At 67.0% G+C, this 20425-nt stretch carries 14 protein-coding genes; 5 read left to right on the forward strand and 9 right to left on the reverse strand.

Features of this window, described 5'->3' with window-relative positions; translation table 11 throughout:
* The first annotated feature begins 199 nt into the window (after positions 1 to 199).
* Positions 200 to 1819 carry a methionine--tRNA ligase gene (metG, locus tag R5W23_RS11605; protein ID WP_320686462.1) on the forward strand — a complete coding sequence of 540 codons (1620 nt, stop codon included), beginning with the start codon at positions 200 to 202 and terminating at the stop codon, positions 1817 to 1819.
* 249 nt (positions 1820 to 2068) lie between these two features.
* On the forward strand, positions 2069 to 3130 hold the full coding sequence (locus tag R5W23_RS11610; RefSeq protein ID WP_320686463.1) for a hypothetical protein: 1062 nt from the start codon (positions 2069 to 2071) through the stop codon (positions 3128 to 3130).
* A 378-nt stretch (positions 3131 to 3508) separates the two neighbouring features.
* Here R5W23_RS11610 and R5W23_RS11615 read toward each other — a convergent pair whose 3' ends face one another.
* The 7 genes from R5W23_RS11615 to R5W23_RS11645 form a co-directional block, all read right to left on the reverse strand.
* Positions 3509 to 4087: a DJ-1/PfpI family protein gene (locus R5W23_RS11615; protein ID WP_320686464.1), complete on the reverse strand. Its 579-nt coding sequence runs from the start codon at positions 4085 to 4087 to the stop codon at positions 3509 to 3511.
* Between the two features lie 75 nt (positions 4088 to 4162).
* On the reverse strand, positions 4163 to 6709 hold the full coding sequence (locus R5W23_RS11620; RefSeq protein WP_320686465.1) for a YidC/Oxa1 family insertase periplasmic-domain containing protein: 2547 nt from the start codon (positions 6707 to 6709) through the stop codon (positions 4163 to 4165).
* Between the two features lie 156 nt (positions 6710 to 6865).
* Entirely contained in the window at positions 6866 to 7612 is a 747-nt protein-coding gene (locus tag R5W23_RS11625) for a metallophosphoesterase family protein (protein ID WP_010043347.1), read from the reverse strand.
* 141 nt (positions 7613 to 7753) lie between these two features.
* Entirely contained in the window at positions 7754 to 8659 is a 906-nt protein-coding gene (locus tag R5W23_RS11630) for a dihydrodipicolinate synthase family protein (RefSeq protein ID WP_320686466.1), read from the reverse strand.
* Positions 8660 to 8719: 60 nt separating this feature from the next.
* On the reverse strand, positions 8720 to 10291 hold the full coding sequence (locus R5W23_RS11635) for a GH3 family domain-containing protein (RefSeq protein WP_320686467.1): 1572 nt from the start codon (positions 10289 to 10291) through the stop codon (positions 8720 to 8722).
* Between the two features lie 158 nt (positions 10292 to 10449).
* A complete protein-coding gene (locus tag R5W23_RS11640; RefSeq protein ID WP_261185156.1) occupies positions 10450 to 11169 on the reverse strand; it encodes a class I SAM-dependent methyltransferase in 720 nt (239 codons plus the stop codon).
* Positions 11166 to 12011 carry an alpha/beta fold hydrolase gene (locus R5W23_RS11645; protein ID WP_010050644.1) on the reverse strand — a complete coding sequence of 282 codons (846 nt, stop codon included), beginning with the start codon at positions 12009 to 12011 and terminating at the stop codon, positions 11166 to 11168. Before R5W23_RS11645 ends, R5W23_RS11640 begins: the two co-directional genes overlap by 4 nt.
* A 379-nt stretch (positions 12012 to 12390) precedes the next feature.
* Here R5W23_RS11645 and R5W23_RS11650 point away from each other — a divergent pair, with 379 nt between their 5' ends.
* Positions 12391 to 15405, forward strand: coding sequence for a DUF1559 family PulG-like putative transporter (locus tag R5W23_RS11650; protein ID WP_320686468.1), 3015 nt, complete (start codon positions 12391 to 12393; stop codon positions 15403 to 15405).
* A 223-nt stretch (positions 15406 to 15628) separates the two neighbouring features.
* On the opposite strand, the gene R5W23_RS11655 is transcribed toward R5W23_RS11650, so the two are convergent.
* Positions 15629 to 16546, reverse strand: a complete 918-nt coding sequence (locus tag R5W23_RS11655) for a DUF1801 domain-containing protein (RefSeq protein ID WP_320686469.1) — start codon at positions 16544 to 16546, stop codon at positions 15629 to 15631.
* A gap of 372 nt (positions 16547 to 16918) precedes the next feature.
* The gene (locus R5W23_RS11660) at positions 16919 to 17854 is read right to left on the reverse strand and encodes a DUF1559 domain-containing protein (protein ID WP_320686470.1); all 936 of its coding nucleotides are present in this window, start codon (positions 17852 to 17854) and stop codon (positions 16919 to 16921) included.
* 235 nt (positions 17855 to 18089) lie between these two features.
* Between R5W23_RS11660 and R5W23_RS11665 the strand changes: the two genes are divergently transcribed.
* Positions 18090 to 19337, forward strand: coding sequence for a TIGR02996 domain-containing protein (locus R5W23_RS11665; protein ID WP_320686471.1), 1248 nt, complete (start codon positions 18090 to 18092; stop codon positions 19335 to 19337).
* Positions 19338 to 19422: 85 nt separating this feature from the next.
* A complete protein-coding gene (locus R5W23_RS11670) occupies positions 19423 to 20400 on the forward strand; it encodes a DUF5320 domain-containing protein (RefSeq protein ID WP_261185166.1) in 978 nt (325 codons plus the stop codon).
* Positions 20401 to 20425 lie beyond the last annotated feature (25 nt).

The following is a 20425-nucleotide window of genomic DNA, read 5'->3' on the forward strand; positions in this document are numbered from 1 at the left end:
CCGGCCAAGCCGTTCAACGGCGCGGGTGCTCTTTGGTGCTCAACTCCTGACCGAAAACGGCGGCTGCGCCCTCGGCGCGCGGTCGTGGAACCTCGGCGGCCCGGGCCTGTTCGTCCCGCCCTGATCCGCCCCCTTCTGAACCTGCTCCGCCCCGATCGCGTCTGTAGAACAGCTAGATTGCGACGCAGGGAGACGAGCCGTGACCGACAAGCCCCGCTGGTTCCAGACCACCGCCATCGACTACCCGAACAGCCGGCCGCACATCGGCACCGCGTTCGAGAAGCTCGGCGCCGACGTGCAGGCCCGGTACCGGCGGATGGAGGGGTACGATGTCTTCTTCCTGATGGGCAACGACGAGAACACCCTCAAGGTCGCCGACCGCGCCAAGTCGCTCGGGCAGGAGCCGCAGGCGTACTGCGACGACATGGCGCGACAGTTCCAGGAAGTCTGGAAGGCCCTCGACATCAGCCACGACACCTTCATCCAGACGAGCCACGAGCGGCACAAGCAGTGCTGCCGCAAGTTCGTCCAGAAGGTGTACGACAACGGGTACATCTACAAGGGTAGCTACGAGGGCTGGTATTGCCCCGGGTGCGAGGAGTTCAAGAGCGACAAGGTCCATGCGGAGAGCGACGGGCTGTGCCCGAACCACAAGCGCCCGCTCGTGCGCCGGTCCGAGCCGTGCTGGTTCTTCAAGCTGTCGGCGTTCAAAGATCGGCTGCTGGAGCACCTGAAGGGTAACCCCGAGTTCGTGCAGCCGGAGAGCCGGCGCAACGAGATGATCGGGTTCATTGAGGCCGAAGGGCTGCAAGACCTCAACATCTCACGGCACGGCGAGGAGTGGGGCATCAAGCTCCCGTTCGACCCGGAGTTCACCATCTACGTCTGGTTCGACGCGCTGCTCACGTACATCACCGGCATCGGCTACGGCGACGACGAGGCGACGTTCCGCAAGCACTGGCCCGCGGACGTTCACTTCATCGGCAAGGACATCACGCGGTTCCACACGCACATCTGGCCCGCGATGCTGTGGGCCGCGGGCGAGGAGGCGCCGCGCAAGGTGTTCTCGCACGGGTTCGTATATCTCAAGCTCCCTGAGAAGGCCGGGGCCAAAGGCGAAGGCGCCGGTGAATTGGTCAAGATCGGGAAAACCACGCTCAAGGAACTCGGCCTCGAGTATTTGGCCGAACCGATGGAGATCATCAAGAAGTTCTCCGCGGAAGCGTTCCGCTACTTCTTTTTGCGTGAGTGCCCGTATCCAAGCGACGGCGAGTTCAGCCCGGAACGCTTCGTCGAGGTCTACAACTCCGAGCTGGCGAACAACCTCGGGAACATGCTGTCGCGCGAACTCACGATCACCTTCAAGAACTTCGAGGGGGTGTTCACCGGGACCGCGGGCGTGACGCCCAATCCCGTGGTGCCGGGACTCGACCTGATGCTGTTCGTGGGCGAGGTGCGGGAGCACGTGGAGGCGTGCCGGTACAACTTGGCGCTTCAGAAGATCGTTCAGGACTTCCTTACGCCGACGAACCAGTACCTCGAAGCCAACGCTCCCTGGAAGCTCGTGAAGACCGACAAGGACGCGGCCAAGAAGGTGCTGTTCAACGCGGTGCAGTCGCTTCGCATCGCCAGCATCCTGTTGAAGCCGTTCATCCCGAAGAGCGCGGAGGCGATCTACACGAGCTTCAACTTCCCGACGCCGTGGGCGGAGGTGAAATATGCCGATGCTGCCGAATTAAAGGCCCAGCCTGACGACCTGCGCATCACCGCCGAGTTGATCGACGGGAAGGTGAAGCCGCTGTTCCCACGTATCGGCTGAGTCGAGGCGCCGCACACCGCGATTGCTGTGCCAGATCCGCACAGCAATCGCGGTGTGCGGCCCGTGCCAAATCATCATCGGCATTACAGCCCGCACAGCCGATTCACGGCACACCTCCTCGATCTGCTGTGATGCGTTTCTCCCCTCACTTCCCGACAAGCTGCTCCGATATTCCTTACACGGGGCACGGACTCGCCCCGCCGCCGTCGCGCACGGTCGCGCGACGCCCACTTCCCTCGGAACTCACGGATGAACGCCCTCGCACTCAGTGCCCTGCTCACGGCGGGCTCGGTCGGCGCCGACCCGGCCTACCAACAACCGCCCGCACAGGGTTACCAGGCGCTCCCGATCTCGGGGTACGCGGACGCTGGCGCTCTGCCCGCGGCCGGTTACCCCGGAACGACAACGGCAGCCCCAACTACGGGTCCGGGGTACGCCGCCCCCGGCTACACCGCCCCGGCCGGTGCAGTCCCGGCACTGTGCGACGAATGCACCAAACCGGTGCGCCGGCTGTTCCAGAGCGACCACGAGTTCGACGACTTCGTCGGCCCGGTGTCGAACCCCATCCTGAACAAGGACCCGCGGTCCAACTCGCACGCGCGGCTGCTGTTCATCAACAATAACGTCCCAGGCGGCCACCCGCTCGACGGCAACATTCAGGCTTACGCGCTGCAAATGAACCTCGCCGTCACCGAGCGGCTCAGCATCATCGCCGACAAGGACGGGCTGGCGCACATCTCGCCGCGCAACGGCCCCTCGACGACCGGATTCCTGAACTTGGCGGCCGGGCTCAAGTACACCTTCTACCGCGACGTCGAGAACCAGACCTTGGCCGCGTTCGGGTTCCTGTACGAGATCCCCAGCGGCGAGGCGAAGGTGCAGCAAAACCAGGGGTCGGGCTCGTTCGCCCCGTTCGTCACCTACGGCAAAGAGTTCGGCAACAAGTGGCACTACCTGCAAACCACCGGGTACTACTTCCCGCTGAAGAGCTCGCAGGGCTCGAGCTACATCTGGAACAGCTTCCACGTGGACAAGCAACTGTTCGGCTGGTTCTACCCGCTGGCGGAGCTGAACTGGTTCTGGTACACGAGCGGCGGCAACCGTCTGCCCCCGGTGTTCGGCGAGGGCGACGGGCTGCTGAACCTGGGCACCCGCGGGCAGGCCGGGGCGCACCTCGTGACCGCCGCGCTCGGCGCCAAGGCGGTGCTCACCAACAAGTACACGGTCGGCTTCGCGCTCGAGTTCCCGCTGACGAGCCGCAACGACATCATCAACCAGCGGCTCACGGTCGAACTGATCGGCCGCTATTGATCGGAATGTTGTGATGTTAAAGGTGTGTATTCTGAGAGGGTGAATCCCGTCGTTTCACCTTAGCTCGGCACGGTTCTGGCCTTTGAGTGTGGTCCGCTCACTCCGTGAGCGGTCGCCCCGCGCGTCCGATTCGCTCGGCGGGCTTGCCGCTCCGTCGCTGCGCAACGCGAACCGGATGAGCGACGCAACCTGCACCCGCCGAGCCAGATCGTCGCCGTACTGCTGATGGAGTCGTTGCGCAACGCGAACCTGATGAGCAGCGCAACCGCTCACGGAGTGAGCGGAGCACACTCAAAGGCCAATGCACGGGGCGGCCACACCAACTAGTAACGGCTGGAATTGTAATGCGGCGGGCGGACGGCCCGCCGCATCGTTCGTTCAACCAATCGTTGTACCCAGCAGCTTCAGGAACGCCCGCAGCCACGCCGGGTGCGCGGGCCACGCGGGCGCGGTGACGAGGTTCCCGTCGGTGTGCGCACCGTCGATGGGCACCTCGGCGAGCGTTCCGCCGCACAGCCCGATGTCCGGCCCGACGGCCGGGTACGCGCTACAGGTGCGGCCCTTCAGCACGCCGGCCGCGGCGAGCAACTGCGGCCCGTGGCAGATCGCCGCCACCGGCTTACCCGCCGCGAAGAAGTGGCGCACCACGTCCAGAACGGCCCCGTTGAGGCGCAGGTATTCGGGGGCGCGCCCGCCGGGGATCACCAGCGCGTCGTACCGACCGGCATCAACGCCATCGAACGTCGCGTTCAGCTTAAAGTTGTGCCCCGGCTTCTCGGAGTAAGTCTGATCGCCCTCGAAGTCGTGGATCGCGGTGCGAACCGTATCGCCGTCCCTCTTGCCCGGGCACACCGCATGAACGGTGTGCCCGACCATCTGGAGCGCCTGAAACGGAACCATGACCTCGTAGTCTTCCACGAAGTCACCGACCAGCATCAGGATGCGTTTCGCGTTCATGACCGGCTCAGTGTGTTCGGGGGCGGGTGGGACGAGCCCACCCGCCCCCGGGGTGACGAAAGCGGCTGCAGCAAGTCACTTCTTGCGGCGGCGGTTCTTCTTGTCGCGGCGGTTGTCGGGCTGCGGGCCGGAAGCCCCCGGCGGCGGGCTCGGTCCCTCACCGGGGCGGTCGTTACGGATCTGCCGCTTCGCCTGTTCGTCGGCCTGGCGCTGCATCTCTTCCATCTTCGCCTGAAGGGCTTCCCGCAGCCGCGTCAGGAACCCCTTGTTCTTCGCCTTGGCGGCGGCCAGCGCCTCCTCGGTCGTCATCTTGCCCACCGCCGGACCGGTCGGGCTCAGCTTGCTACCCGCCGCCGCTGCCGCCGGTGCCGGGCTCGACGTGTCGATCACCGGCTTGGGAATCAACTGGCGCTCGATGATCGCCCACGCGGTGCTGACGATGAAGTACAGAGCCAGCCCGGCCGCCACCTTGTAGAAGAAGACGGCCATCATAATCATCATCAGCTTCATCATCATCCGCTGCTGCTCGGCCTGCGGATCGGTCGCCGGCGGCATCATCTTGGACTGCTGATACAGCATCAACCCGACCGCCAGCAGCGGCAGCAGGTTGAAATACGGCCCCAGGTAGATGAAGCTGCCGATGTCGTCCGGGGTGCTGACGTAAGGGATCTGCTCCGTCCACCACTTGAGCATGTCCGGGGCGGCCAAGTTGTCGATCCACAGGAACGAGTCGAGCCGGAAGAAGATGCTCTCCTGGAGGCAGAAGTACAGCCCCATCATCACCGGCATCTGCGCGAACAGGAGCAGGCACCCGCCGGCCATCGCGAACGGGTTGGCCCCGTTCGCCATCATCAGCCGCGTCTTCTCGCGGTTGTAAGAGTTGAAGTCGTCCTTGTACTTCTCCTGGAGCTTCTCGAACTCCGGCTGGAGCCGCTTCTGCACCTCCATCATCTTCATGCTCATCGCGGTCTGCTTGCGGCTCGGGTACATCAGCACCAGCCGCACGCACACCGTGAGCATGACGATGGACAGCGCCCAACTCCCGGCCCAGCTCCCCAGTACGGAGTGGATAGCCGCGAGCAGGATGTGCATCAGGTTCGTCATCGCGATGACGAGGTCGGTCCAGAAGATGAAGCTCGCGAACCGCCCGATCGCCGTGTCCGACCGGAAATCGGTGATCGTGGACATCATCATCGTGTCCTTGTACTGATCCACCAACTCCTCGCGGACGGCCGGCACCTTCTGCCCGTCGATCTCCACTTTCGGCAGGAGTTTGAGCAGCCCGACCTTCGCCGGGCCGTTGTAAATGAAGTAGCGGTGGGTGGCCGACTGGCCCGGCTCGAGGTCGATCGTCTCGGAGGCGGCCCGCACCGTGATGTCGTCGAAGTTGGGCATCTGCGGGTCTTGTTTTTTGTCGAGCGGCAGCTCGGTGGTGGCCCGCACGTACGACCACGGGTGCGACTTCTTCGCCTCGTCCGCCGAGTAATCGATGGCGACGGCGGAGGCGAAGAACTGGTTGGCGACCGCCATGTAGTGGAACGTGTTGTCCTCGCGCCGGGCCTTCTCGCCGCCGCGCTTGCTCCCGATCGACGCCGCGTCCTCGTACTGGCGCCGGAGCGTGCCGTTGCGCTCGCGCCAGCCGACGATCGCCACGCGGTACGTGCTAGTGTACCACTCCCCCTCGATCGGCAGCCCGCGCGGGCCGGAGAGCTGGTACTTCAGTTGCCCCTTGCCCTTCGCCGCACCGGGCACCTTCAGCTTCTCGATCCCGACGTGCAGCCCGATGTGGTAGTCCGTGCGCGCGAGCGTGTACGTCTTGCGGATCTTCACGAAGTACGGCTCGCCCAGCTCCTTCTCGAACACAACTTCATGCGGCCCGTCGGCGGGCCGCTTTTCGGACACCACGGTCCAGTTGGTCTCGCCCAGCAACGGGTCCGGGTTGTTGTCGTCCGGGGTCGGGTAGTGGAACACCGTGAAACACGGCTCGGCCAGTGTCACCGGGTTCGCAACAGGGCCGGCGACCAAGTCCGGCGGCTGGTAGTCCTCGCGGAGGTGTTTCGCGCGGGGGTGGTAAATGCCCGGGATCAGGTGGAGTGGTAACAGCTCCGTCGTGGGGTTCCCGTCCTTATCGCGGACCTTGACCTCGCGACCGAGCCGGTCCGCCTGACCGAACTTCGGGAGCACCACCTGCTGCACGCCACCGCCGCGGGTGGTGAGCAGCACGCGGTTGTAGAATGTCCCGTCGCCGAGCGCGATCAGCGTCGGCCGGCTCGCCGCGTCGAAGACGCCCATAACGATCGCGTTGTGAATAACCCGCGGCTCGACGCCCGCGACCGTCAGCACCGGGGCCTTCGGGGGCTCGGGCGGCTTCGGCTTGGGCAACTCGATGCCGACCGCGAGGCCGCCGCCGGTCGCGGCGAGGAGCTTGCGCTTCTCTTCCTCCTCGGCCTGCCGCTTGGCCTGCTCATCGGCCTGTTTTTGCAGCTCCTCGGCCATTTTCTCGGCCGGATCCTTCTGCGGAACCGGCTTGGGCATCCAGTTCTCCTCGGCGTGGCGCCACAGGAAGAACAGGCCCGCCGCGAGGAACAGGAAGACGATGACGTTTAAGACGTTCTTGCGCATGAGTGCCAGATACCGGGGCGGGGGCCGATCAGGAGAATATCTTACGAAACGGAACAGCCCACGGACGGCTGCCGTCCGTGGGCTGCTGTGTGATTCGCCGGTGCGGGCTGGAACTTTCGCCCGCGGGCGGCGTCACTGCCACCCGCGCCAGGGCCGCTACCGCCCTTCCCCGAGCCGGTCGCCGAGGAAGTTGTCGAGGTCCGGGATGTCGTAGATCTTGTCGCGGGTCTTCTGCCAGTCGTACTCGACCCGGCGGAACCGGATCACGTCGCCGTCGAGCACCACGTAGCACGCCCGCCAGTTGCCGTCGCGCGGCTGGCCCACCGACCCGACGTTGCAGAGCGTCTTGCGGCCGTCGAGCTTGTGCGCGAACTCGACCTCTTCCGGGCTGAGGAACTGCATACTCTCGGTGAAAATGCCCGGAACGTGCGTGTGGCCCTGGAAGCAGTACCGATCGACGAGGGCGAAGATGCGTTCCATCTTCCGCTGGTTGTACACGTCTTCCGGGAACACGTACTCGTTGAGCGGGTTGCGCGCCGAGCCGTGAACGAAGAGGTACCCGTTTTCGCGGTGGCTGCGGGGCCGCTCCGACAGGAACTCCCAGCGCTTCTCCCGCAGCGGCCGGGGCTCGGCGGGCGACTCCAGTTGCCCGCGGGTCCAGAAGATGGCGCGCTCGGCCGACTGGTTGAACCCGTCGGGGTCGAACATCGCGCCCTGGTCGTGGTTGCCCAGCAGCACCAGCTTGCAGTCCATCACGAGGTCGATGCACTCACGCGGGTTCGGACCGTAGCCGACCACGTCGCCGAGGCAGTACACCTCGCGAATGCCCTGAGCCTTGATGTCCGCGAGCACGGCCTGGAGGGCTTCCATGTTGCCGTGGATGTCGCTGATGATCGCCTTCACGCCAGACTTCCGTAAGAACGGGCCGGGCTAGTGGCCCGTGTTAAGTGTAAACTATAGCTCACACATTCGCGCCGGTAAACAGCGGAACCCGCGGCGACTGCCCGTTCTGGGGCCGCGCGGCGGCGCCCACGGCCCCGGCCGTTACAGAGCGCTCAGCGATTCGAGGTCGCGGCGCAGGCTCGCGGCCTGTTCCGGCGTCAGCGGGACGTGCGGCAACCGGACCGAGCCGAGGTCGAGGCCGCGCAGGCGGAGCAGTTCCTTCGCGGCGGCCAGATACCCGTAGCGCATGAGCACCGCGACCAGTTCCACGCCCCGGTACTGCTCCGCCCGAGCGGTAGCGAAGTCGTTCGCGCGGGCGGCGGCCAGCAGCCGGTTGTAGAGCGGTGCCGCGAAGTTGTACCCGCTGCCGACCGCGCCCTGCGCGCCCAGCACCACCGCCGTGAGCAACTGCTCGTCCATCCCGAACAGCACGTCGAACCGCCCGCCGCCCGCGCGCAGCAGCCGCTGGAACGTCATCAGATCGGGGTTGGTGAACTTCACCCCGCGGAGCGTCGGCACCCGCTCCGCGGCCTGATCGAGGAAATCGACCATCGGGAGCGCGACCCCGGTGAGCACCGGGATGTCGTAGAAGTAGAACGGTGTGTTCGGCGCCGCCGCCGCCAGCTCCGCGCACCACTGAACCAGCACGTCCACCGACTTCGGTTTGAAGTAGCTGGGCGCGACCGCCGAGATGGCGTCGGCGCCGAGCGCGTCGGCCTGCGCCGCGAGCTGCTTCGCGTCCGCCAAGCTGTTCGCCCCGACGTGAACCACCAGCCGCGTCGGGCTCCCCTTTACGACCGCCGCCCAGCGATCCGCCAGCGCGAGCCGCTCGCCCTGTGTGAGCGAGGAGAACTCCCCGGTGGTGCCGCCGACGAACACCCCCGCGACGCCGTCCCGCGCCAGGCGCTCCGCCTGGGGCTCGACCGCGGACAGGTTGAGGGCGCCGCCCGCGTCGAACGGGGTGAGGACCGCGGGAACCAATCCGACGAACGGTGTGTGTGCGCGCATCGCGTTTCGTGCAGTCGTGAGGTTGGCGGCCCGCGCCGCGCCGGCCGCTCGGATTCGTACTCAACCCGCCCAGCCGTTGTTCTCGAACCAGTTAGCCATGTCTTTCGTCATGGCGCCGCTGTTGTCCATACGCGGCACCTTGTTCTGCCCGCCGTACTTGCCGCGGGCCTTCATCCATTCCGCAAACCCGCCCGGCTTCACCACCCGCACCTCGGGCATCAGCATCGCGAGGTCGCCGACGCGGTGCGGCCCGTAGTCCTCGTTGATGCGGTTCAGTTCGTCGTCGATCTCCTTGGCGAACCGGGCGAGGTCGGGCCGCCCCTCGGCAAACTCGACGAGGTACAGGTGGTGCCCCGCCTTTCCGGGCACCGACGGGAACACCGGCCCCACGTGGAAGTCCACCGCCACCACCCCGCACGCGCTCGCGGCCCGCGCGACGGCCGCCTCGACCTCCTCACTGATCAGGTGCTCGCCGAACGCCGAGAGGAAGTACTTCGTGCGTCCGGTGAAGCGGATGAGCGGCGGGTCGCGGCGCTCGAACGCCACGGTGTCGCCCACGAGGTACGACCACACGCCGGCGCACGAGGTCAGCACCACCGCGTACTGCACGCCGACCTCGACGTTCGCGAGCGTGTGCCGCGTCGGCCGGTCCTGCTCCAGTTCGCCGACGGGGACGAACTCGAAGAAGATGTCGTGATCGGGCACGACGCGGAGGTGCTGGTACTGCGGGTCCTCGGTCGCGACGAACCCCTCGGAGCACGGGTACACCTCGCAGAACTTCACGAAGTCGCTGCCGATCTCCTTCTTGAACAGCTCGCGGTACGGGTCGAACTTCGTACCGCCGTGAACGATCAAGCGCAAGTCGGGCCAGATCTCGGCGATGGTGCTCTTGCCGGTCACCTCTTTGAGGCGCGTGAACAGCACGTGCAGCCACGCCGGGATGCCGCTGAGGGCGGTGACGGGCTCACGCGCGCTCAGCTCCGCGAACCGGCGCACCTTCTCTTCCCAGTTGGTGATGAGCGTGAGGTCGCGGGGCGGGAACGTGTACGGGCGGAGCAGTTCCAGCAGTTCCCTGGAGGCGATGCCGCTGAGGTCGCCCGCAAGGCTGCCGTCGTCCTGCCGGCGGAGGTCCGTGCTGCCCCCCAGGAAGAAGAACTTCCCGGTGAACAGCTTCGCGCCCGGGTTCGCGTGCCGGAACAGCGCGGTGGTGGTGAACCCCGCCTTCTTGTTCGACGCGACCATCTCCCACGAGACGGGCACGTACTTCGTCGCCCCGCTCGTGGTGCCGGACGAGAGCGCGTAGTACGGGATCTTCCCCGGCCAAGTGAGGTTATCGATGCGCGGGAACGCGTTCTTCCAGTACGTGTCCCAAAACCACTCATAGGCGCGCACCGGCACGCGGGCTTGGTAGTCCGCGATCGAGCGGATGCGGGAGAAGTCGTGGTCGCGGCCGAACTGCGTGCGTTTCGCTTTGCGAACGAGCCGCATGAGGGTGTTGCGCTGCACCGCGGCCACGTCCATCCGGTTGAGCTGAGCGGTCCGGTGGTGGGCGTAACGCAATAGGACGGCGTCCGCGGCCCTGCGGACCAGTCGCGAGTCGGTGAGCGGGGCGAGGAACGCGGTGCTGGCCATGTGGGGCAACCCAATACAAAAGAGTGTTCACCGCAGGGGGCATGAGAGGGCGCAGAGAGAAAACCAAGAGAGATTGTTCTTCAAACTCTCAATGTCTTTCTCTCTGCGCCCTCTCGTGCCCTCTGCGGTGAACACTCTTTTTTGGTCTTCTGTGCGAGCTACTTTGCAGGCGACGCCCCGCGGTACCCGCGGCACACGTACACACCGCCCGGGGGCAGGTTGAACGGCACGAACCGGAACCGCACGTCCTCGAAGTACCGGCGGTACAGCTTGTAGTAGATCAGCGGCATCACGGTGAGCTGGCGGAACGTCCCGCCGGCGCTGATCGTCTTGGCCGACGTTTCCAGGATCGCGTCCCGGGCCGCGGCCGGGAACGACGGCAGCGGCAGCCCGGACAGCACGTGATCGACCTTGGGGATGCCGCGGGCGGCGAGGATCTCACCGAACTTCGTCGCGTCCCCGAGCACCACCTCGACGTTCGGCGACTCGCGGAACCGCGCCTGGAGCCGGCCGCACAGCACCGGGTCCAGCTCGATCACCACCAGCCGGGCCTTCGGGTGCGCGAGCCGGACCATCTCGGCGGTGATCGGCCCGGTCCCGGCGCCCAGCTCGACGATGGACCGGGCCTGCGCCCAGTCGATGCCGTCGATGAGCTTGCGGGCCATGAAGCGGGAGCTGGGCGCGAACGACGCGATCCGCTTACCTTGTGTGAGGAACGCCCGCATCATGAGCCACCAGTCCGGCCCCTTCGGCGCGGCGGCCGGCGGAGCCGGGTTCCCCTTCCCCGCCGCCACCAGGTCCGGCGGGGTGTGGGCCGTCGCGGCGGGCGGGAGCGGGACTGAGGTCGCCGGCTGCGGCTGCACGATGGATGGCGTCATTTGCTCGCTCGGGGGGCCTTCGCCAGGATGAGTTTGGTCCACGACGGGTGCGCGGTGGGTCGCGTCGAACTGAGAAAGTCTACGACCAGTCGGTTGATCAACCAGTGCTTCTCGATGTGCGGCGCGTGCCCGCACCGCTCGATCTTGCGGAAGTGGCCGTTGGGCAGTTCGCGGGCGGCGTCCTCGGCCGTCTGAGGGTCGCACACCTTATCGCCCGACGCGGTGACCAGCAGGGTCGGCGCCGTCACCAGCCTCATCTTGTCCCGCACGACGTGGTCGAGCGTCCCGCGCACGGACCGGATGAACCCCTTCTGCCACTTGCGGTTTGCGAACTTCGACCGGTAGTAGCGGAGCAGCCCGCCGTCGGCCCGCCGGGGCTTGTGGAACACGCTCTCCACCATCGCACGGGCGTTGCGGCCGACGACGCCCTCAATGATGGGCAGCTGCTCTTTGTCGCCCATGCCGGACGGGCACAGGAGCACCACCCGGTTCACGAGCTGGGGGTACTTGGCCGCGAACTCGACCGCGACCTTGCCGCCGAGGCTGCTGGCGACGAGGTGGTACGGCGGCGTCTGAACGAACTGCGTCAGGTACGTGTGGAGTTGTTCAACAAGGTATTCGACGGTGACCGGCTGTTTAGCGTTGATGCGTGCGTGAAGCGCGTCGCCCTCGTAGGCGAGGATGTTGGGGGTCAGCACTTCGAAGTACCGCGACCAGAACTTGCGGTTGCGGTACCACGATTCGGCTTGTTCGGCCAGGCCGTTGATGAGCACGAGCGGCTCGCGGCGCCCGTACTGCCGCGGCCGCAGTCGGTCGAACAGCCCCTTGAGCGGGGAACGCATAGCTCTTCACTCCGCGGCGTCGGCCCCGGGGCGGGCGCGCCGTATCGGCGCACGTGAGGAACAGAATAGTGTGGGCGGTGCGGGTGTGAAGAGAAAAAGTACAACCCGCATGAGTTTCCGGGTCCGGCCCCCGCCCGTCCGCTACCGCCGACCGAGATTGCCACGCCGCGCCCCGCTCGGTCGCAGCGGCACGCCCCAACCGGGACACGATCGGGCCGGGCTCTCGCCGGCGTGGGGCGCTGGTGCCGGCCGACGCACCGATTTCGGTATCAAGCGGCGACAAAACCCTTTGCACCGCCCGCTCCCGAGCCACTAATATGAGGGCACGGCACCTCACGCCCTCAACCAATCCTAACCGGCGGCACCGTGGGAGCGCTCCATGCCGAGTTTTAAGGTCCAGTGTCCGAGCTGCGAGGCCCCGGTTCTCATCAAGAATCCGAACCTCGTCGGCACCAAGGTCGAATGCCCGAAATGCAAGTACCGGTTCAAGGTCGAGGAGCCGGCCGCTGAGGCCGCCGCGGCCGGCGCCGATGTCGCCAAAGAGAAAGACAAGGACGCCGCCAAGGAAAAGGACAAGAAGGCCGAAAAGAAGGCCAAGTCCGGCGGGGGCGGGAAGAACAAGAAGCTGGTGCCGATCGTCGCCGGCGTGGTCGCGCTGGTGGTGCTCATCGGCGGGGCGGTCGCGTTCCTCGGCGGCGACGGCAAGAAGCCGAAAAAGGACCCGTTCGCGGTGGGTCCCGGCGCCGGCAGCACCGGTTCGACATCCCCCGACGAGGCGCAACCCGAGGACGGCAACAAGGAAAAAAAGAGCGACCCGGTCGCCCCGCCGGTCCCGTCCAGCACCAAGGTGGCCTCCAACCTGCTCCCCGGGCAGGCGGTGGCGGTGTACCGGATCAACGTGGATCAGTTGCGCGGCGGGCCGGTGTACGCGGCGCTGGTCGATCAGCCGATGATGGCGCTGTTCAAGGGCACGCTCGGGTTCACCCCCGACGACGTGGACACCTACATCCACTGCGTCGCCGGCGACGGCCGCGACCCGTTCGGCGTCGTCAAACTCAAGAGCCCGGCGAAGGCCCCGGACCGGCTCGCGAAGATGCCACTGAAGCCCGCGCCCAAGGCGGTCAAGGGCCGCGACCTGCACGAGTTCCGTTCGGCCCCGCTGCTGCACGCGATTTCGCACGCGGTGGCGATGCGGTCGCTGTTCGGCGACCTGTACTCCGCGCTCCCACCGGCCGCGGCGGCCCCACCGAAAGACAAGCCCCACGGCGTGTGCGTCCTCGACACCCAACACGTCCTCGTCGGCGACTACGGGTTGCTCGAGCGATTCCTCGGCGAACTCGACGCCGACGGCAACCCGCCGTTCAAGAGCGACCTGGACGTGCTGGTGGTCCCGGCCACCCCGCCCAACACCCCGCCGGCGGACGGCACACCCGCACCCGCGCCGGAACCGGCACCCGCGCAGCCGAAACCTCCGGCCAAGCAGCCGGCATCGGGCTCCCAAACGTCATCCACGATCAACGCATACCGCACCATCGACCCGGCGCTCAAGCGGGCTCTCGACGACATGGAAGCGGACCGGGCCGCCCGGCCGGTGCTGGTGTACGCCGAAAAATTCGACGCCCGCCAGTACGACCCGAAGCTTCTGAAGAAAGAGTACCAGATTCTCGCGACCACACTCGACCCGATCGCGTCGCGTCTCCGCTACATCGCGGCGAACGTGGTCACGTTCGGGTACCAGCAGTTCGCGGCGAACGTGCAGCTCACCCTCGCCGAGGTCTCCGACGCGCGTGACTTGGCCAAAGAGAAGGTCGCGCCGGGGCTGACGATGGTCTCCGAGCTGTTCAAGCTGTACCTGACCAGCCCGGTCGAGTTCCGCGACTACACGGTCGCCGGTGCCGGCTTCCCCGGCACCGGGCAACCGGGCACCGGCTTCCCCGGAACGTCCCCGGGTAGTGGGTTCCCGGGCTCCGGGTTCCCGGGTAGCGGGTTCCCCGGCGCCGGGCTGCCGGGCCGCTTCGGCCCCGGAGGTGGTGACGGGGAAGAAGGCCGCCAGCCCCCGGGCAGCATGGGTCCCGGGCGCGGCACTCCGGGCGCGGGTCCTGGAAGCATGGGTCCCGGGCGCATGACGCCGGGCGTGGGTCCCGGAAGTATCGGACCGGGGGGCGGTATGCCCGGCAGCATGGGGCCGGGCGGCATTATGCCCGGGGGGCCGATGCCGGGCGGCATGGGACCGGGCAGCATGGGTCCGGGAGGCGTCACGCCCGGCGCCGAGCCCCCGGCGCTGCCGCCGTCGCACTTCGACCTGTACCACCGCGACGACCAGTTGCTAATTACGGTCGACCTGTCCTGGAACGACACCACGTACCGCACGGTCGTCGCGCCGCGGGTGATCGGCATCGCAAACCAGATCAAAGGTAAGGTGGCAGTGTTCTCGGGCGAGGCGGGCCTCCACGCCCTCGCGACGGTCGCGCCGCGGGTGCTGAGCACGGCCAAAACGACCCCGCGCGGCACCTGGGACCGCGCGAAGTCCGATCCGGCCCGACTCGGGTTGGAGTACCCACCGGTCCAGCGCGTCAGCCTGTTCGCCGAGTTGCTCCCGCACCTCGGGCGCGGCGGTTTGGCGGGCCAGATCGACCGGAACGCTGCGTGGTACGCGCTGGAATACGACCCCGTGGACCCGAACAACCCGACGGTCCCGCCCCGCAAGCGGGTGGACAACGTGACCCCGGGCGGCGAGTGGGTGCCCGAGTTGCTGGTGCCCTCGTACCCGCAGTCCGCGTGGCGGGCGACCAGCCCGTATGCCCCGGACCACACGTTCGGCGCCACCAACTACGTCGCGATCGCCGGCACCGGCCTGAACGCGGCCCGGCTCAACCCGAACTCTTCGGACCCCGAGGTGAAGAAGAAGATGGGCATGACCGGCTATAACTGGGGCTCGCGCGCCGAGGACGTGACCGACGGGCTGGCGAACACGATCTACCTGATGCAGACCCCACCGGGGTTGCAGCAGCCGTGGATCGCGGGCGGCGGGGCGACGGTCCGCGGGTTCAACGAGGACGACCCAATGGCCGGGTTCCAGCACGCCAACGGCGGCAAGCCCGGAACGTACGCGCTCATGGGTGACGGGTCGGTGCGATTCGTGCCTGCGAACGTGAACAAGAAGGTTCTTCTGGCGCTCGGCACCCGCGCCGGCGGCGACATGGCGGATCTCGCGGACGTGAACACGGCCGCCCCGCTGTCCGAACTGCCGAAGCCGACCGGCCCGGTCGCCCCGAAACCCGCACCGCCGGCACCCGACAACAAGGCGACCACTCCCCCGCCGGTCAAAACCGAACCGAAGGGCTCTCCTGACGCGACGCCCGCGCCCCGCGAAAAGAAAGAAGGCGAAAAGTAACCCACCCCAGGCGACTGCCGGCCACAAGGCCAGAGGCGGTCGCAATTGGCTATCGTGAGGGCCGGTGCCGGCGGCGCGTCATATCGCCCGCCGGCACCGGCCCAACTCATTTCGCCTCGCGCCCGCGCGACACCGGATCGCGTCAGCGCCATCCTTTCGGCCACCGGGCCGCCCACGCCCGTAATAAGAACTGAAGCACCGACGACCTACCGAACGGACACGCTTAAGGCACCCAGCCGGGCAACGCTGCCGCCTGTTCCACCCAGGCCGTCATCTGCGCCTCATCGAGCGCGTCGCCTTCGTAGATGTCGATCCAGCGTGCGTCCTTGCTCTTCGGCGTACCGCCAGAGGGAAGAGGTTGCAGCGACAGCCCCCGAAAGAAGGTCACTTTGACGTACTTCGTCAGGCAGTGGACGCTCAGGAACCAGCCTCGCCCTTCGACGCCGTAAAACGGCGAGTTCCACTTCACGGCTTTGCACACTCCGGGCACCGCCCGGACGACGACCGCGTCAAGCCAACGGCCGATGTCACGCTTCCAACCCGGCATGGCGGCGATATATGCCTGTACCGGGGCGTCACCGTCTCCCTTCGCAATCTGCGGGTTGCCGCCCGAAAGGAGTTTCACCGGGCCAACAGCATCCGCACCCGATCGTGCCCTTTTCACCGGCGTGAGGTTCTGAGCGATTGCGGCGGCGACAAGCGCTTTAAACGCCTCCCCATCGACCTGTTCCCCCTCGTGAATATCGATCGCTCTTCGGGTGTTGCCTTCCAGGCTGGAATTGAAGAGCCGCGACGGGTCCGGGACGCCGGCCCCGCGAGCGAACGTGAGCTTCACGACCTTCGAGTACGCCTCGCCGGTGCAAATGATCCCGTGCCGCGACCAAACCGGATTATTCCACTTCCACTCTTCGGTCACCTGGGAATCGGCTTCCAGGATCAGCGCCCGCACACGAGCCAGCGCCTCCCCGCGCCATGCCCCCAAGTCGCGAATCCGCTGATCGATGAGCCGGGAAGCGGACGGCCCGCCGGCGCCGGCTGTCGCTACCGACTTGGCTTTCGCGCCGGTCGCGGCAGCCGGCTTATCAGCCCTGTTTACCCGAGGCGCGCGTTTGGCCTTGGACTTCGCCTTATCCTCAGACATCACTCGCCCCTTCCAGCGTGCTCCCAAACGGGTGGTCGATTCCAGCGGGAGTTGCAACGGCCAAACGATGGCTGACCGGATCGTGACGGACGTGCGACACGCCTCCCGACAAGAGCGTACCACCCCGCCCCTGGCGCCAACCCACTAATGCTCTCGAACTCTACCGCAGGGGGTATCAGAGCAGAAGCTCAGTCAGTGCGCATCGGGTTGGTACGGCGCGACGAGAAGCCAAGTAGATTTTGACAGGATCGACAGGATAAACAGGATGAAGACCGATCGTGTCGGTCCTGTCACAATCTCCTTCGTGAGCACGTGATCCCGAACGAGGGCGCGACCACCACGAACACCGTGTGATGGTCGCGGCGGCCGTGATCAGAAATCGATGCTGAGCGCGCGGCCGTCGGAAATGCTGGCGGTGAACGGGTACACGCTCATGTCAATGCTCGTGCGCACCGCGTGAACGGACCCGTCCGCGAACAGCATGTTGACGCCGTTAATGTGGGGCGACGAGAAGTCCTCGGCGACGCCCGCTTCCGCGCTCGGCGGGTGCTGCCGGCACGCGTGCCCCAGCACCTTCGCCGCCGCGATGTTGGACGGCACGCCGCCGTAGTTCGCGGTGTCGTTCGCGCTGCGCCACTGCGAGCCCGGGATCACCCCCACCCACGTCGCCATCGTGTTCTTCGCGTTCTTCTCGCCGACAGCAAGCGTGTTCGAGAGCCCGTCGGTCACGTCCGCGATCCGCGTCCTGCTGTTGCGGTAAAACATCCCCTTCCCGCTCACCCCGTCAACAACGAGGTGCGTGGTCAGAACGGCCGCGGACTCGCCCAAAAACGGCGTGTTCCCGTAGCACGCGACGTAGTTCGTGCGCCCCAGCGGGGTGGTCAAACCGGCCGCGGCGGTGAACTCCGCTGGCTGGATCGGCTCCTGCCGCGGGTCCGACGGGCACCGGAAAAAGGGCACGTTCACCTGGCGCACCGCGTCGTGGTTCCCCGCTGCCGTGATCGGTTGCGTGAAGTCGATACCCCGATGCAGGTTGTCCTGCTCCAAGTCGGGCAGCAGGTGCGCGGCCCACCCCCACCCCGGACCGGCATCGGAGTTGGCCGCCGTCGAAGTGTACCCCGGTGGGAAGGCGCCGTTGCGGTCGTGGCAGTTGTGGAGCGCCAGGCCGATCTGCTTCAGGTTGTTCTTGCACTTCAGCCGGGCCGCCGCCTCGCGCACCTTTTGGACGGCAGGAAGCAGGAGCCCGATCAGGATCGCAATGATCGCGATCACCACCAGCAACTCGATCAGGGTAAAGGCGCCCCGCACGCCCCAATTCAGTGAGGTCCCATTGCGTCGCCACCGAGAACATCGAGAGCAGAGCATACCGTCCTCCTTCGCCGCTGTAGCCTCAGCAAAACACGATATTAGCTTAACCTAATTTCACAATTCGTCGATAGGAATCACCCTGTTTGCCACGACGAATCCGATACAAGTTTGGAACCAGGGGGTGGGAGCGACGTGCTAAGCTGAGTGGCACGACCACCTGCGGAACCGGGCCGCCATGCAGACCGAGGCCGAAGCCTTCCTTCAGCGCATCCGGGCGTACCCGGACGACGACGCGCAGCGGCTCATCTTCGCCGACTGGCTCGACGAGGAGGGCGACCCACGCGGACGGTTCATTCGCGTGCAACTGGCCCTGGCACACCTTCCCGAGGGCGACCGAGCGCGCCCGGCACTACTGGCCGAGGAGCGTCAGCTACTCGCGGCCCACCGCGACACCTGGGAAGCCCCCCTGCGCGGGCTCACCAGCGGACCAGTGTTCCGCCGCGGGTTCGTGGACGAAGTGAAGGTCGAGGCGAAGCAGTTCCTCCAGCACGCGCACCGGATCTTCGACGCGGCGCCGGTGCGGCGCGTCCACCTGCTCGACGTGGGCGGGAACTTGCCGGCGGTCATGCAGTGCCCGTATTTGAGCCGGCTGTCGGCGCTAACGGTGTACGCGCAGCACGCGAGCGAGCCGCTGGCCCGCGCCGTCGCGCGGTCGCCGCACCTCGCCGGGCTGCGGGTCCTTCACCTCGGCCGGAACCGGCTGGCGGACGACGCGGCGGAGCACCTGGCGAGTTCCCCCAACCTGCCGGCGCTGGAAGACCTCGACCTGAGCGAAAACGAGATCGGCGAGACGGGCGCGCTCGCGCTGGCGGGGTCACCGCACCTCGGGAACCTCCAGCGGCTGGAGTTGCGCGAGAACCGGCTCGGCCCCGGCGGGGCGGAAGCGCTGGCGGGGTCCGAGCGCCTGACCTCGCTCCGGAAGCTGGGGCTGGGCGAGAACGAGATCGGCACCCCGCGGCTGCTCTCACTGGCGCGCCCGCACGCGCTGCTCACCGTGCCGGTTCTGGATCTCACGATGAACGAGCTGACGCACACGGGCCTCCAGGCGATTTTGGGGTGGCGGGCGGCCGACCACACGGCCATCCGGCTGGAGGAGTTGCACCTCGGGTCCAACACGCTCAACGACGCGGGCGCCGTGGTGCTCGCCCACAGCCCCCACCTCGCGGGCCTCACCGCCCTCACCCTGACGAGTTGCGGCATCGGGGACGAAGGGGTCCGGGCGCTGGCCAACAGCCCGCACCTCGAGCGGGTCGACCTGCTCGACCTGAGCAACAATCCGATCGGCGAAACCGGCTTTCGGGCGCTGCTCAACAGCCCATACTGGCGCGCCCTGCGGCGGCTCGTCTATTCACCTCTGAACCTCACCCACGAGATGCGAAAAGCCCTGGACCAGAAGTACAACCGCCCGCCCCGGCGGGTGTAAGGCGGGGCACCGACCGGCGCGTCACCAACGCCGGCCGCGTTCGTGCGTTAGGCGTCTGGCACGTCTCACTTCCCGGAGGTTCCGTATGACCGTCCGCACGCTCACCGTCTGCGCGCTGTTCGCGGCACTGGGCACCGCCCTCGCGCAGCCGCCCAAGGCGACCGAGCCCGCCGGCGCGCCGGTGCCGGCCCAAGTCAAGGCCGAAAAGGTCGATCTGAACAAGCTGCTCGCCGGCCGCGTCGCGCTCGGCCGGTACGAGGGGAAGTTCCGCGACGCCGTCGACGTGATCGCCACCGCTTACGAACTCCCGCTGGTGCTGACCCGCCAGGGCGACCAGGGGCACCTCACCAGCGACGAGACCGTTCGCGGGGAACTGGCGGTGAAACTTCCGCGGCTGACGAGCGTGAAGATCGAAACGATCCTCACGATGCTGTGCGAGCAAGCGGAGGCCAAGTTCCTGGTGTACCCGGACCACATCAAGATCGTACCGGACACGTTCGCCGCGTACGAGTCCGGCGTCCTCTCGACCACGCCCGACCCGACGAACGGCGAGGACGCACCGCTGCTCACCGTCACCGACCTGCTCCGCTCCAAGCCGCTCACCAAGCGCGGGCTGGTGAACGCGAGCTTCAAGAACAAGCCGCTGGCCGAGATCATCGACGAGATCGCCGAGGCGACCGGGGCGAACGTGACCCTCTCGCCGACCGTCCCGGCCGCGGTGCGCCAGGCCCCGGTCACGATCCGGTTCGCGAACGCGCCCGTCGATGCCGCGGTGCGCACCCTCTGCGAGATGACCGACACCGGCGCGATCGAGGACGCGAACGTGCTGCTGGTCACCACCCGCGAGCGCGCGGCCGCTCGCGCGAAGGAAGAGGCCCAGAAGCTGAAGGACCGGAACCCGCAGGCGCCGGCCGCGCTCTTCAACGGCATTCCGGCCCCGCTGACCGCTCAGCCCGACCCGAACGGCGAGCTCGCCAAACTGAAGGAGCGCAACGAGCAACTGGCGAAGCAGCTCGACGCGCTGACCAAGCGGCTCGACGAACTCAAACCGAACAAGCCGTAGAACCGGCCGGCGACTGTCACCGCAC

Source organism: Gemmata algarum, from assembly GCF_034097035.1.
Classification (GTDB): Bacteria; Planctomycetota; Planctomycetia; order Gemmatales; family Gemmataceae; genus Gemmata; species Gemmata algarum.